This is a genomic window from Ruegeria sp. AA6 (assembly GCF_056542865.1).
Genome location: NZ_JBQGAN010000048.1, coordinates 1 through 13,859, shown reverse-complemented (window position 1 = coordinate 13,859; position 13,859 = coordinate 1). Strand labels below are relative to the sequence as shown.

Below are 13,859 nucleotides of genomic sequence, written 5' to 3'. Positions count from 1 at the left end.
GAACAGGCATCTCCCACCCAGCAAAATCAACCATCTTACCACCCAACTCAACGTGCAAATCGTAAAGAGGTGTGCGCTTCGGTTCGGTCATCTTTCTAACCTTTCAATCAGCGGGACTGGTCGCGGACGACGGTCACGGTGCAATGCGCATTGCGCACGACGCGGGCCAGGTTCGGGCCAATCTCATAGTTCGGGAAATCGCCCTTGGTCGATGCCATGACGATCAGGTCGAAGCCGTCCTTGTAGGCGAGCTTCAGGATTTCGCGATAAACGCTGCCTTCTTCGACATGCACGGGTACGTCCGAGGCATTGCCGTGATCCAGAATGGCCTGAACCGCGCCGCGCACGTGGTCTTTAGCGCCGGCGCCGTAGTTGGCGGGCAGGTTCGGCAACTGGATGATCTCGGGGATGACGGCAACTGCGTGCAACTCAGCGCCGTAAAACTTCGCCTGTTCCAGCGCGAGCGGCAGGGCGTTCTTCCACGAGCGGTCGTCGGTGTGATCAATAGGCAGCAGGATTTTCGTGGCCATCACGTCTCTCCTCGAGATAGGGAATTCTGTTTTCAAAGGCGGAGGGCCGGGATGGCCCTCCGGTTTTTCAGGCCAAAGTTATTCGGCAGGTTTGCCGCCGGGCTCTTCGGATTGACCGTTCGAGGCAAAGAACTCTTTCGTCAGTTTGAAGACGATCGGGCTCAGCAGGGCCAGGGCGATCAGGTTCGGGATAGCCATCATGGCGTTCAGCGTATCTGCCAGCAGCCAGATAAAGCCCAGATCCGCAGTCGCGCCGAAGTAGATCGCAACAATCCACAAAACGCGGTACGGCATCAGGGATTTGACGCCCAGCAGGAACTCGACGCATTTCTCGCCATAGAAGGACCAACCCAGGATTGTGGTGAAGGCAAAGATCGACAGAGCGATTGCGATCAGGTGACCACCGCCCGGCAATGAGTTTGCAAAGGCCAGAGAGGTCAATGCCGCGCCAGATTCACCCGACGTCCATGCACCCGACGAGATGATCGCCAGACCAGTGATCGAGCAGACGATGATGGTGTCGATGAACGTACCGAGCATCGCAATCAGACCCTGATTAACCGGACCCTTGGTTTCTGCTGCTGCGTGCGCAATCGGAGCGGAACCCAGACCGGCTTCGTTCGAGAAGACACCACGTGCCACACCAAAGCGGATGGCCGCCCAGACGGCTGCGCCCGCAAAACCACCTTCGGCAGCCGACGGAGTGAAGGCATAGGTGAAGACCAGCGACAGCGCGTGACCGATGTTGCCGATGTTGATCAGCAGAACCAGCAGGCCAGCGATGATGTAAGCGATTGCCATGAACGGAACCAGCTTACCAGCAACCGCACCGATGCGGGTGATACCGCCCAGGATAACGGCTGCGGTCAGCACCATCAGAACGACGCCAGTGACTGATGTGTTCACGCCAAAGTTCGATTCCAGAACCTGTGCCACACCGTTGGCCTGTACGCCGTTGCCGATGCCGAAGGCTGCGATTGCGCCGAACAGAGCGAACGCTACGCCCAGCCAGGCCCATTTCGCCCCTAGACCGTTCTTGATGTAGTACATCGGGCCGCCGACATAGTTGCCCAGTTCGTCTTTTTCACGGTACTTCACCGCGCAGACGGCTTCGGCATATTTGGTGGCCATGCCCACCAGGGCGGTCATCCACATCCAGAACAATGCGCCCGGACCGCCCAGGAAGACAGCAGTGGCCACACCGGCGATGTTACCCGTACCGATGGTCGCCGACAGCGAGGTCATCAGCGCGTTAAACGGGCTGATCTGCCCTTCGCCCTGCCCCTCACGGCCTTTGAACAGTAGGCTGAAGCCTGTGCCAATGCGCAGGATCGGCATAAACTTCAGCCCGACCTGCAGGAAGAAGCCAACGCCAAGGATGAGAACCAGCATCAGCGGCCCCCATACGACGCCATTGATGGCTCCTACGATTGAATTTAACGCTTCCATGGTTTCCCTCCCATTTGCGTTTGGTTTATGCCCCGGCGGCGATGGCCCGCTGGCGGGCTTGCTTGAGGGCGGCAAAGTCTTCGTCCGCGTGGAACGACGAACGGGTCAGCGGTGTAGCTGACACGTGCAAAAAGCCCTTGGAACGTGCGATCTGTTCCAGTTGGGCGAACTCTTCCGGTGTCCAGAACCGGTCAATTGGATGATGTTTGGGGGTTGGTTGCAGGTATTGGCCGACCGTCAGAAAATCGACTTGTGCCGCGCGCAGGTCATCCATCACCTGGCGGACGTCGTTCAGGCTTTCGCCCAGTCCGACCATCAGGCCGGATTTGGTGAAAATCTCGGGATTGGCCCGTTTGGCATCATCCAGCAACCGCAGCGAGGTGTAGTAGCGCGCGCCGGGGCGAACCGTCGGGTATAAATGCGGGACGGTTTCCAGATTGTGGTTGAACACGTCCGGGGCGGCCTCGAAAACCACGCCCGCCGCGTTGCCCTTGCCCAGAAAATCCGGGGTAAGAACTTCAACCGTGGTGCCGGGGTTCTGATGGCGCACGGCGCGGATGGTCTGGGCGATATGCTCGGCCCCGCCATCGGCCAGATCATCCCGGTCGACTGAGGTGATCACCACATGGCGCAACCCCAGTTTCTTGACCGCTGCCGCAACCCGGCCCGGCTCGAATGCGTCCAGCGCGTCGGGACGTCCGGTCGCCACGTTGCAGAAGGAACAGCCGCGGGTGCAGACCTCACCCATGATCATCATGGTGGCGTGGCGCTTGGACCAGCATTCGCCGATGTTGGGGCAGGCGGCCTCTTCGCACACCGTCGCCAGATTGTGGTCGCGCATTAGGCGGCGGGTCTCATAATATTCAGGCCCGTCGATCTTTTTCTTGCGAATCCACTTGGGCTTGCGCGGGATGACACTGTCAGCCTTCTTGGCCTTTTCGGGGTGGCGGGGGCGAAGCTGGATGGTCATCTGGCTGTTCCCTTTTAGGCGTGGATTGCGCGGCCCATGGCGTCGAGGCAGGCTTCTTTGACCGCCTCGCCCATCGCCGGGTGTGCATGACAGGCTGAGGCCACATCGGACACGGTTGCGCCTTTGGTTATGGCCAGAACCAGCTCGGCGATCAGATCGCCGCCGTGGGCACCGCATATATGCGCGCCGAGGATTTTGCCGCTTGGGTCGGCCAACACCTTGACCGCACCGTCGGTTTCACCGGTCGAACGGGCGCGAGAGTTGGCCATAAAGGCGAACTTGCCCACCGAATACTCGGTGTCAGCTTCTTTCAGCGCCTCTTCGGTCAGACCGACCGAGGCGACCTCGGGGTCGGTGTAGACCACGCCGGGAACGGTGTTGTAATCCACGTGACCAGCTTGACCGGCCAGCATTTCCACACAGGCGACGCCGTCTTCTTCGGCCTTGTGCGCCAGCATCGGGCCGGGCACGCAATCGCCTATGGCATAGATGCCGGGCACTGAGGTCTGAAAAGTGCCATCGACCTGGATAAATCCGCGCGGGTCAAGGGCCACTCCCAGCTCTTCCAGCCCAAGCCCGCGCGTGACGGGGCGGCGTCCGACGGCGATCAGAACCTTGTCGGCTTCGATCACCTCCTCCTTGTCCTTGCCGACCCGATCCAGTTTGAGCGTCAACCCGGCGTCAGTTTTGACCACCGATTTCAATGCCCGTCCCAATTGGAACTTGAGCCCGCGCTTGGAAAGCGCACGCTGCGCCAGTTTGGCGATTTCGCCATCAATTCCAGGCAGTACGCGGTCGAGATACTCGACCACAGTGACCTTTGCGCCCAGACGCGCCCAGACCTGCCCCAGTTCCAGACCGATCACACCCGCGCCGATCACGACCAGATGTTCGGGCACGCTGCCCAGCGCGATTGCTCCGGTCGAGCTGAGGATGTCCAGTTCGTCAATCTCGACCCCCGGCAGCGAGGTGGGCTCCGAACCGGTGGCGATCAAGATGTTCTTTGCCTCAAGGATGTTGTCGCCCACCTTGACCTGTCCAGCAGCGGGAATGCTGGCCCAACCTTCGATCAGATCAACGCCGTTTTTCTTGAACAGAAACGCGATCCCCTTGGTCAGGTCGCCCACGATTTTGTCCTTGCGCCCCATCATTGCCGGAACGTCGATGCTGGCCCCCTCGACCGCAATGCCATGAGAGGAGAGATGTGCAAGTTCGGCATATTTGGCCGAGGAGGTCAGCAACGCTTTGGAGGGGATGCACCCCACATTCAGGCAGGTTCCGCCAAGCGCCCCGCGTCCTTCGACGCAGGCCACTTTCAGTCCCAATTGAGCCGCGCGGATCGCGGCAACATAGCCGCCCGGTCCGCCCCCGATGACAATAAGGTCGTAGGTCATTTCGGTGTCTTTCAGTAAATCGGATGGCTTGCGCACAGGGCGCGGACTTTTTCGCGGGTGGCTTGTTCAACGGCTGCGTCGCCGTTCGGGTCCTGCGCCAAGGCGTCCAGCACGTCACCGATCAGATGACCGATCTGTTTGAATTCGTCCGGCCCAAAGCCACGGCTGCACCCGGCGGCTGTGCCCAGGCGAATACCGCTGGTAACCGTGGGCTTTTCTGGATCGCCCGGCACGCTGTTCTTGTTGCAGGTAAAGCCCGCACGTTCCAGCGCAGCTTCGGCATCTTTGCCGGTGACGCCAACGGGCCGCAGGTCAACCAGCATCAAGTGGTTCTCGGTGCCGCCGGAGACGATGTCACACCCGCGGGCCATCATCACGTCAGCCAAAGCCGCCGCACTGCCGACCACGCGCTGCATGTAGTCTTTGAACTCGGGTTTCAGCGCCTCGCCGAACGCAACCGCCTTACCTGCAATCACATGCATCAGCGGGCCGCCTTGCAGGCCGGGGAACACGGCCGAGTTGATCTTTTTCGCCAGCGCCTCGTCATTGGTCAGGATGATGCCGCCGCGCGGTCCGCGCAAGGTTTTGTGCGTGGTCGATGTCACAACATGTGCATGACCAATGGGCGAGGGGTGCAGGCCGGTTGCAACCAGCCCGGCGATATGGGCCATGTCCGCCAGAAGCCAGGCACCAACCTCATCCGCGATGGCGCGGAAGCGGGCAAAGTCGATCTTTTGCGAATAGGCCGACGCACCTGCAATAATCAGCTTGGGTTTCTCTGCCTTGGCCAGTGCTTCAACCTGATCATAGTCGATCAACCCGGCATCGGTCAGGCCGTATTGGATCGGGCGGAACCACTTGCCCGATTGAGCTGGTTTCGCGCCATGGGTCAGATGCCCGCCGGCATCCAGCGACATGCCAAGGATCGTGTCGCCGGGGCTGAGCAGAGCCAGCTTGACCGCGCCATTGGCCTGCGCGCCCGAATGTGGCTGGACGTTGGCGTATTCACAGCCGAACAGCTGCTTCAACCTGTCGATGGCTTCCTGTTCGACCTCGTCCACGTATTCGCAGCCACCATAGTAACGACGGCCGGGATACCCTTCGGCGTATTTGTTGGTGAGGACAGATCCCTGAGCGTCAATCACCGCCTGAGACACGATGTTTTCGGATGCGATCAGCTCAATTTGTTCCGCCTGACGTTCCCCTTCACGGGCAATCGACGCAGCGATTGTCGGATCAGCTTCGATAAGCGTCGTTTTGAACATGGTGTCCTCCTCTTCGAATCTCCGGTTCGAAACTTTGTTTCCTATAGTGGAAAAATATTCGCCAAAGCAACATATTTCTCATATTCGTGAAGTTGCGTGCGTTATGGGGAATTTGTATGCTTGAAAGAAAAGCGGAGAATTCCATGGGTGAAGATCAAAGAAATGACGCCTCTGCCCCCGAAGAACTGGATGAAGGCGCGGCGCTTGGGCGGTCGATCCGTGATGCCAGACGGGAAAAGGGCTGGACGCTGGAAGAAGCTGGTCGGGCTGCGGGAATTGGGCGATCCACGTTGTCCAAGATCGAAAACAACCAGACCAAACCCAGCTTCGAGATCGTGCGCCGCTTAACCCAAGCGCTGGATTTGAACCCGCCACAGCTGTTCTTGCAGTCGGGCCAAACGGGCATCACCGGCCGTCGTGATTATACCCCGAAAGGGCAGGGTGAGTTTCGGGAAACGGCGACTTACCTGCACGAGCTGTTGTGCTCTGATCTGACGAGCAAGCGCATGTTGCCGTATGTCGCCACAATCCGTGCCAGAGATATTTCCGAGTTCGATCCTTGGATCCGCCACTCGGGTGAGGAATTCATGTACGTGCTCAGCGGGGAATTGATCTTCATCTCGGAACATTACCGTCCGCTGCCGATGAAAGCGGGGGACTCGCTATATTATGACAGCAGCATGGGGCATGGCTGCGTGTCGACCAGCAAGGAAGATGCTCAGGTTTTGTGGGTGTCTTTAGAGTGAACCTCGGGCGCCTGCAATGGTACGAGTAAGCCAAAACGCCCGATGGATCTTCGCTTGCTTCCGATTATTAGTGCCATGGCAGAAGCTTGAAGCCGGTTTTCTGCTGGCGGCACTCTGAACGAGTGCCGCCAAGAGCCTTTAGTACGCCACGGATGGCAGCCAGGTTGCGATCTGCGGGAATATGATCACCAATGCCAGTCCGGTGAGCTGCAGCAGGATGAAGGGTACAACGCCTTTGTAGATATCCTGCAAACGGATCTCAGGTGGGCAGACGCCTTTCAGATAGAACAGCGAAAAGCCAACCGGTGGGGACAGGAAGCTGGTTTGCAGCGTCACCGCCACGAGGATGACGAACCAGATCAGTTCCGGGTTGTCCAAACCGAAGCCCGGCACGGTCATCTGCATCGCCAAGATGATCGGAGCGACCAAGGGCAGGATGATCAGCGTGATCTCAATCCAATCCAGAACAAAGCCCAGCAGGAACACGATCAGCAGGATGAACAGGATCGTACCCATTTCACTCAGACCCATGCCTTCGATTGTCTTGGTGATCAGTTCGTCGCCGCCCAGTTCGCGCAGAACAAAGGCAAAGCAGGTCGCGCCCAGGAAGATCGCAAAGATATAGGCGGTGGTTTTGAAGGTGTTCCGCGTCACTTCGAACAGGTTGCGCCAGTTCAGCTTGCCATAGGCCAGCGCCATAAGGGTGGCACCGGCGGCACCAACGCCCGACGCTTCTGTCGGCGTGGCGATGCCTGCGAAGATCGAACCCAATACGGCAAAGATCAGTGCCACAGGAGGCAGAACAGCTTTGAACACTTCCCAGATCGCGGCCCAGTCGACACGCCTTGCGTCTTCGGGCAGCGGCGCGACCTCTTTGTTGAGCGAGGCGATCACGACGATGTAAAGGATATATAACCCACCGATGATCAGCCCCGGGAACAAAGCGGCCATGAACAGGTCGCCCACCGACAGGGCCATCTGGTCGGCCATGATGACCAGCATGATCGACGGCGGGATCAGAATACCCAGCGTACCCGAAGAGGCGATGACCCCTGCGGCCAGCGTTTTCGAATAGTTCTGCTTCATCATCGCAGGCATCGACAGCAGACCCAGCAGTACCACAGATGCACCCACGATACCGGTTGACGCGGCAAGGATGATCCCGATCGCCGTCACGGTGATCGCCAATCCTCCGCGCATGGTGCCAAACAGGCGCTGCATCGAGGTCATCAGCCGTTGCGCCACACCGGATTCATCCAGCATCAGACCCATGAAGATGAACATCGGCAACGCCACCAGAACGGCGTTCGACATGGTCGCATAAACCCGGTTCACCACCGCGCCCAGCGTCAGATAGTCGAGGCCGGTAAAGGTACTCTCCATCCCGGTCCACAGCAGCATGTCATTGTCACCCATATAGGCAACGCCAGTGAACAGGACGCCAACACCAGCCAGCACCCAGGCCACCGGATAGCCCGAGAACAACAGAGCCACGAATGTCATGAACATCACGATGACCAGCGTGTCTTCGGGCGTGTCGACCAGTTGGATCAGTCCGATGGTGACAGTCAGGAAGATCGCCCACATCACCAACAGCTTGATCAGGCCGGATGTTGACGAACGTTCATCCGCGCTGGTTACCAACATGTAGCCGTCATGGATCACGCGGGCGATGGCGGCCATAGCGACCAACACAAAGCTGATCCCGATCACAGCTTTCAAAGCCCAACGCGCAGGCAGGCCGGTCGGGCTGTCCGAGCGTTCATTCACGCGGTAGCTGTCCTGAAAATAATCATAGCCCTGATCAATCATCAGCCAGCAGAAGGGCAGCAGCAGAATGATGATCCCCAGCATTTCGACCACGCGTTTGGCGCGGTGGGAAAAGCCCAGACGCAGGATGTCGACCCGTACATGGGCGTCATGGGTCAGCGCATAGGACATCCCAATCATGGTTGTCAGCGCATACAGGTGCCATTGCAGTTCATCGAGCTTTGGAAAGTTCAGGTCAAAGGCATAGCGCATACTCACCTGCGCAACGATGGCGATCACCAGCGCGACGTTGGCCCACATCACGACATGGCCAACGCCAGATACTGTATCATCAAGCCAGGCCGAGGCTTTGGGTTGTCGGCGGTCGTCGCCTTCGACTTCATCCCAATGCGGGTCGACATGCTTGTTCAGCTTGGTTTCAAAACTATCGCTCATCATCTTGGTATCCCCTGATCCGGGGCCCCTCCCTTTGGGGCGGTTGAGGGGTCCGGGACTTCAAGCCCGGACCCCACGCGTGGCTTTACTTGCGTGGCAGGAATGCGTGAGATTTCCAGATCTCATAGCCTTCGCTGAACTCGTTCAGATTGCCGTAGACTTTGGCAAAGAACTCATCATTGGCGGCTTCTTCAGCTGCGACCTCTTCCCAGGTGGTGCGGAAGACGTCGAGCATTTCGGGCGTCCAGTCGACGATGGTTACGCCGTTCTCTTCGACATTGCGCTGCATGGCTTCGAACTGGATGGCTTCACCTTCGGCAAAGCTCTCGGTCATCTGCGCGCGGCAGGTCAGCTCGATCTGCGCCTGCAATTGCGGGTTCAACTCGTTCCACTCATCCTTGTTGATCAGCAATTCAAAGATGGTGGCCTGCTGGTGCCAGCCGGGGAAATAGTTGTATTTTACCAGCTTGTCGAAGCCCAGACGTTGATCGATGGCGGGCATCGAGAACTCGGTCGCGTCAATGGCGCCCTTCTCCAGCGCCGGGAAAATCTCACCACCCGGCAGCAGCGATGTGGCAACGCCCAGCTTCTGCATCACCTTCCCGCCGAGGCCAAAGAAGCGCATTTTCAAACCGTCCAGTTGCTCGACCGAAGTGATCTCTTCCGCGAACCATCCCGAGGTTTCGGGTGCAATAATCGTGCAGGGGAAGACTTTGACGTTATACCCGGCCTGATCATACATTTCCTGATACAGGGCCAGACCGTCGCCGTAATACATCCACGCCATGTATTCGCCCGCTTCGGGGCCGAACGGCACAGCCGAGAACAGCGGTGCGGCAGGGATTTTACCTGCCCAGTATCCGGCGGTGGCAAAGCCCGAGTTGATCTTGCCGGACGACACCGCATCTAGGATTTCGAAGGCGGGCACCAGTTTGCCGGGTTCATAGACCTTCATCTTGATCGAGCCGCCGGACACAGCATCCAGATCTTCTGCGACACGGACGATGGGCGTTCCAAGGCCCGGCAGTTCGGTCGAGAACGCGACAGGCGTTTTCAGCAGGATCTTGTCTGCGGCCAGCGCGGGCGCGGCGGCCAGCGCTACGGCGGCGGTCAGGGTTGCTAGGGATTTCATGTCTGATTCCTCCTCTTGGACATGGGGTATTCAGCTGCCGGTTTTTGCGATCACCGGCGGCGGGGTGTCCGGCAGTTTGAAGCCGGTTTGAACACGGGGTGTGGGATCGGTCAGGGCACGGGGCCTCGGCCCCCCGGTCGCCCAGTCCAGCATTTCAACGGTGTGGACAATTGGGATGCCGGTGGCTGAGCCGATTTGCATCATGCAGCCGATGTTTCCGGCCACGATGACCTCGGGGTTCTTCGCCTCAAGCGTCTGGACCTTGCGCGCCTTCAACTCGGCCGAGATTTCGGGCTGCATCAGGTTGTAAGTGCCCGCCGAACCGCAGCACAAATGGCTGTCGCGGGGTTCGGAGACCTCAAATCCGGCCGATTTCAGCAACGTCTTGGGCGCTGTCTTGATCTGCTGTCCGTGCTGCAGGGAACAGGCGGCATGATAGGCCACGCGCAGCGGTTCAGCCTGCACAGGGTCATTCAATTCCAGATCGCTCATCACCTCAGAGATGTCCTTGGCGATCGCCGCAACGCGGGCGGCGTCATGCTCCAGATCAGTGCCTGCGAACATATGCCCGTAATCCTTGACAGTGGTGCCGCAGCCGCTGGTATTGATGACAATGGCATCCAGCCCACCGGCATCCATCTCAGCCGCCCAAGCGCGTATGTTCTTGGCTGCCGTGTCGTGGCTTTCTTTGGACTTGCCCATATGATGTGTCAGCGCCCCGCAACAGCCTGCGCCTTCGGCAATCACCACGTCACATCCATGCCGGGTCAGCAGCCGGATGGTGGCGTCGTTGATGTCTGTGTTCAGCGCCTTTTGCGCACATCCGGTCATCAACGCCACACGTTTGCGGCGCGGGCCGCCTGCGGCAAAGGTTTGCGGGTCGTCATTGCGGCTGACAGGCGGGATGACCTTTGGGGCCATCTCCAACATTGCGCGCAGGCGGGCGTCCGGCACCCATTTGCGGAAGGGATAGGCGATCTTGGCCCCAAGCAGAGCCAAGCGGAACCGCATGGGATAGGGCAAGACGCGCGCCAAAATCCAGCGCAAAACACGATCATCCCAACTGCGCTTATAGTTCTGCTCGATGTAAGCGCGGGCGTGGTCGACCAAATGCATGTAATGCACGCCCGAAGGGCAGGTGGTCATACACGCCAGGCAAGACAGGCAGCGGTCGATATGCGTGACGGTTTTCTCATCCGGCACACGCTCGTTCTCCAGCATGTCCTTGATCAGGTAGATACGGCCACGCGGGCTGTCGAGTTCGTCGCCCAGCACCTGAAAGGTCGGGCAGGTTGCAGTACAGAACCCGCAATGCACACAGGAACGCAGGATGTCGTTCGCCCGTTTTGTGCCGGGATCGGTCAGTTGTTCGGGGGTAAAGTTCGTTTGCATCTCGTCCTCCCGCTCAGGCCGCCATCAGGCCGGGGTTCAACAGCCCGTCCGGGTCAAACTGGTGGCGCAAGTGGTCCGAAAGCTGTTGTAATCGGGGGTGCTGTGGATGAAAGACCGGGACAGTACGGCGCAGATCAGCGCTGCCTCGCACAAGGGTGGCGTGGCCGTCCTGGATTAAGCCCCGTATCGTTTCAGCCTGTTCCGGTGCGTCAGACGGGATTGCCAGCCAGACCAGAGCGCCGCCCTGATCCATCAACGCCCTTGCATCCAGTTCGTAACGCGCAGCGGTGATCACCTGCGGCGCAGCGGTGGGTTTCACCGACAGCTTCCAGACAGTTTCCTGCGTGCCCGAGAACACATGCACATCGCGGATGCCGGTCCAGATCGTGTCATGAACATCGCCTTCCAACACCGAGCCGGTTCCCAACAAGGCTTGCAGTTTGGACAGGCGGTAATCGACCTGCGCCCACAGCCCCTCGACCCGCAGCATGGCGGTGCCGTTCTGCCACGCAGCGCCGGAGACTTCGAACGGCGTGGTGACAGCGCGGCAGAACAGACGCACGGCCTCGGCTTCGGTCACATCGGTGAATTGCAGCGTCGCGGCGCGTTCCGGGCGCGGCAGCACTTTCAGCGCAACCTCGGTCAGGATGCCCAGCGTGCCGTAGGCTCCGCAGGCCAGCTTGGTCAGGTCCAACCCGGTGACGTTTTTCATCACGCGACCGCCATTGGCGATCACACGCCCCTGACCGTCAATAAAGCGAACACCCAGCAGAAAATCACGGCACGCACCGCTAACGAAACGGCGCGGCCCCGAGATGTTGCACGCCACAACGCCCCCGATTGTTGGCTCTCCTGCAGTGCCCAGCAGCGGGCGGTGATCCATGGGTTCAAAGGCCAGCATCTGACCCTCAGACGCCAAGGCGGCCTCAATCTCGTGCAAAGGGGTTCCGGCTTTGGCCTCAAGCGTCAGTGATCCGGGTTCGTAGCGGGTGATCCCGGAAAGACCCGAGATATCCAGCGCTTGCGCGACCTCACCCGGGTTGCCGATCTGGCCTCGTGTGCCACCTGCAATGATCCGCAGGCGCGCCTTTGCAGTCCGGGCTTCAAACACAGCTTCCTTGATCGCCGACTCGGTGGTCGGCGTTGCAAAACCGGTCATGGTCTTTCCTCCTCTTGCTCTGGGGTCAGAGCGGTACTTCAGCCCATCAGGCGGTGCGGCTCCTCCGGTCCGCGCTCAGCTCCAATGGGAAAACTTTGGTCGGGTTCAGTAGCCAATCTGGATCGAACACATCCTTGACCTGCATCTGCGCCTCAAGGTCGGCCTCGGTGAACTGATAGGTCATCAGATCGCGCTTCTCGATGCCCACGCCGTGTTCGCCGGTCAGGCAACCGCCGACGTCGACACAAGTGCGCAGGATGTCGAAACCAAAGGCCTCGGCCTTGTCCAGATCGCCCGGTTTGTTGGCGTCGAACAGAATGAGCGGGTGCATATTGCCGTCGCCCGCGTGGAATACGTTGGCAACCTCCAGCCCGTGTTCTTCGCTGAGTTCGGCGATCCGCTTCAAGGTTTGCGGCAGGGCAGACACCGGGACCGTACCGTCGAGGCACATATAGTCGTTGATCTGACCCATTGCGCCAAAGGCGGACTTGCGGCCTTTCCAGATCAGCGCGCTTTCCTCGGTGCTCTGACTGGCGCGCAGTTCGACCGGATTCAGCTTTTCCGCGATGGCACTGATCTTGGTCAGCTGTTCGTCAATCTCGGCCTCCGAGCCTTCGACCTCGACAATCAGAAGGGCCTCACACATCGGATAGCCTGCCTTGGCAAAGTTCTCGACCACGCGGATGCAGGGGCGGTCCATGTATTCAATGGCAACGGGCAGAATACCGGCCTTGATGATATTGCCGACGCACTCGCCGGCGATTTCGGCGCTGTCGAAGCCGATCAGGATAGGGCGCGCGCCCTCGGGTTTGGGCAGAATGCGCAGGGTGGCTTCGGTGACGATGCCAAGTTGCCCTTCCGAACCGCAGATCAGACCCAGCAGATCCAGACCGGGCGCATCCATCGCCGGGCCACCGATCTCGATGATCTCGCCATCGGTCATGACCATGCGCACGCCCAACAGGTTGTTGGTGGTGACGCCGTATTTGAGGCAATGCGCCCCGCCGGAATTCATCGCGATGTTCCCTGCAATCGCACAGGCCAGCTGGGATGACGGGTCGGGTGCATAGAAAAAACCGTCATCTTCAACCTGACCAGTGACTGACAGGTTGGTCACGCCGGTCTGCACACGAATGAAACGGTTGTCATAGTCGACCTCCAGCACGTCTTTCAGCCGTGCGGTGCCCAGAATGACGCTGTCGGCGGTGGGTAGAGATCCCCCGGCCAGCGATGTCCCCGCCCCACGCGGCACCACCGCAACGCCCAGGTCATGGCACAGCTTCATGGCGGCGGCGCATTCCTCGGTCGTGCGGGGTAGCACCACGGCCAGCGGCGGGCAGCGATAAGCCGTCAGCGCATCGCATTCGTAGGCGCGCGTTTCGTGCTCATCGCTGATCACGCTGTCAGAGGGCAGCACCTCGGCCAGCGCCGCGACGATGGTCGCCTTGCGATCCAGAACCGTTTGGTCGGGGGTCGGCATTGCGATGGTAGACATGAGGTGCTCCCTTCTAAGTGATTACAACGTGGCCGTTTCCGCCAGTCCTGCTTTTTCTGCGAGTTTTGCTGCGACTTGGGCGACGGCGAGGTCTTGTAGTCCGACGCCTGTTCCGTCGAAGA

11 protein-coding genes are annotated in these 13,859 nt (G+C 59.6%); 1 reads left to right on the top strand and 10 read right to left on the bottom strand.

Translation table 11 applies throughout. From position 1 onward, the window contains the following. Window positions 1–107 precede the first annotated feature (107 nt). The 5 genes from ACR0LN_RS23255 to glyA all read right to left on the bottom strand — a co-directional run bounded on the left by ACR0LN_RS23255 (window position 108) and on the right by glyA (window position 5,608). Window positions 108–530, bottom strand: a complete 423-nt coding sequence (locus ACR0LN_RS23255) for a universal stress protein (RefSeq protein WP_480433076.1) — start codon at window positions 528–530, stop codon at window positions 108–110. Window positions 531–608: 78 nt separating this feature from the next. Beyond that, entirely contained in the window at window positions 609–1,979 is a 1,371-nt protein-coding gene (locus tag ACR0LN_RS23250; protein WP_480433074.1) for an alanine/glycine:cation symporter family protein, read from the bottom strand. Window positions 1,980–2,004: 25 nt separating this feature from the next. Next, window positions 2,005–2,949, bottom strand: a complete 945-nt coding sequence (gene lipA, locus ACR0LN_RS23245; RefSeq protein WP_480433072.1) for a lipoyl synthase — start codon at window positions 2,947–2,949, stop codon at window positions 2,005–2,007. A 14-nt stretch (window positions 2,950–2,963) separates the two neighbouring features. Continuing rightward, window positions 2,964–4,343, bottom strand: a complete 1,380-nt coding sequence (gene lpdA, locus ACR0LN_RS23240) for a dihydrolipoyl dehydrogenase (RefSeq protein ID WP_480433070.1) — start codon at window positions 4,341–4,343, stop codon at window positions 2,964–2,966. Window positions 4,344–4,354: 11 nt separating this feature from the next. Continuing rightward, window positions 4,355–5,608, bottom strand: a complete 1,254-nt coding sequence (glyA, locus tag ACR0LN_RS23235; protein WP_480433068.1) for a serine hydroxymethyltransferase — start codon at window positions 5,606–5,608, stop codon at window positions 4,355–4,357. A 143-nt stretch (window positions 5,609–5,751) separates the two neighbouring features. On the opposite strand from glyA, the gene ACR0LN_RS23230 reads away from it, so the two are divergent. Further along, window positions 5,752–6,354 carry a helix-turn-helix domain-containing protein gene (locus tag ACR0LN_RS23230; protein WP_480433066.1) on the top strand — a complete coding sequence of 201 codons (603 nt, stop codon included), beginning with the start codon at window positions 5,752–5,754 and terminating at the stop codon, window positions 6,352–6,354. A gap of 138 nt (window positions 6,355–6,492) precedes the next feature. On the opposite strand, the gene ACR0LN_RS23225 is transcribed toward ACR0LN_RS23230, so the two are convergent. The 5 genes from ACR0LN_RS23225 to ACR0LN_RS23205 form a co-directional block, all read right to left on the bottom strand. Continuing rightward, window positions 6,493–8,559 (bottom strand): TRAP transporter large permease subunit, encoded by a 2,067-nt coding sequence (locus tag ACR0LN_RS23225; RefSeq protein WP_480433065.1) that lies wholly within the window; start codon window positions 8,557–8,559, stop codon window positions 6,493–6,495. A gap of 85 nt (window positions 8,560–8,644) precedes the next feature. Continuing rightward, a complete protein-coding gene (locus ACR0LN_RS23220; RefSeq protein ID WP_480433063.1) occupies window positions 8,645–9,691 on the bottom strand; it encodes a TRAP transporter substrate-binding protein in 1,047 nt (348 codons plus the stop codon). Window positions 9,692–9,721: 30 nt separating this feature from the next. Beyond that, window positions 9,722–11,083 carry a glycolate oxidase subunit GlcF gene (glcF, locus tag ACR0LN_RS23215; RefSeq protein WP_480433061.1) on the bottom strand — a complete coding sequence of 454 codons (1,362 nt, stop codon included), beginning with the start codon at window positions 11,081–11,083 and terminating at the stop codon, window positions 9,722–9,724. A 13-nt stretch (window positions 11,084–11,096) separates the two neighbouring features. Then, entirely contained in the window at window positions 11,097–12,242 is a 1,146-nt protein-coding gene (glcE, locus tag ACR0LN_RS23210) for a glycolate oxidase subunit GlcE (RefSeq protein ID WP_480433060.1), read from the bottom strand. 46 nt (window positions 12,243–12,288) lie between these two features. Further along, entirely contained in the window at window positions 12,289–13,728 is a 1,440-nt protein-coding gene (locus ACR0LN_RS23205) for an FAD-linked oxidase C-terminal domain-containing protein (protein WP_480433078.1), read from the bottom strand. Between the last annotated feature and the right edge of the window lie 131 nt (window positions 13,729–13,859).

Excerpts from the sequence above, each read along its gene's own strand:
- ACR0LN_RS23255 (WP_480433076.1), bottom strand. The coding sequence starts at position 530 with ATGGCCACGAAAATCCTGCTGCCTATTGATCACACCGACGACCGCTCG.
- ACR0LN_RS23250 (WP_480433074.1), bottom strand. The coding sequence starts at position 1,979 with ATGGAAGCGTTAAATTCAATCGTAGGAGCCATCAATGGCGTCGTATGG.
- lipA (WP_480433072.1), bottom strand. The coding sequence starts at position 2,949 with ATGACCATCCAGCTTCGCCCCCGCCACCCCGAAAAGGCCAAGAAGGCT.
- lpdA (WP_480433070.1), bottom strand. The coding sequence starts at position 4,343 with ATGACCTACGACCTTATTGTCATCGGGGGCGGACCGGGCGGCTATGTT.
- glyA (WP_480433068.1), bottom strand. The coding sequence starts at position 5,608 with ATGTTCAAAACGACGCTTATCGAAGCTGATCCGACAATCGCTGCGTCG.
- ACR0LN_RS23230 (WP_480433066.1), top strand. The coding sequence starts at position 5,752 with ATGGGTGAAGATCAAAGAAATGACGCCTCTGCCCCCGAAGAACTGGAT.
- ACR0LN_RS23225 (WP_480433065.1), bottom strand. The coding sequence starts at position 8,559 with ATGAGCGATAGTTTTGAAACCAAGCTGAACAAGCATGTCGACCCGCAT.
- ACR0LN_RS23220 (WP_480433063.1), bottom strand. The coding sequence starts at position 9,691 with ATGAAATCCCTAGCAACCCTGACCGCCGCCGTAGCGCTGGCCGCCGCG.
- glcF (WP_480433061.1), bottom strand. The coding sequence starts at position 11,083 with ATGCAAACGAACTTTACCCCCGAACAACTGACCGATCCCGGCACAAAA.
- glcE (WP_480433060.1), bottom strand. The coding sequence starts at position 12,242 with ATGACCGGTTTTGCAACGCCGACCACCGAGTCGGCGATCAAGGAAGCT.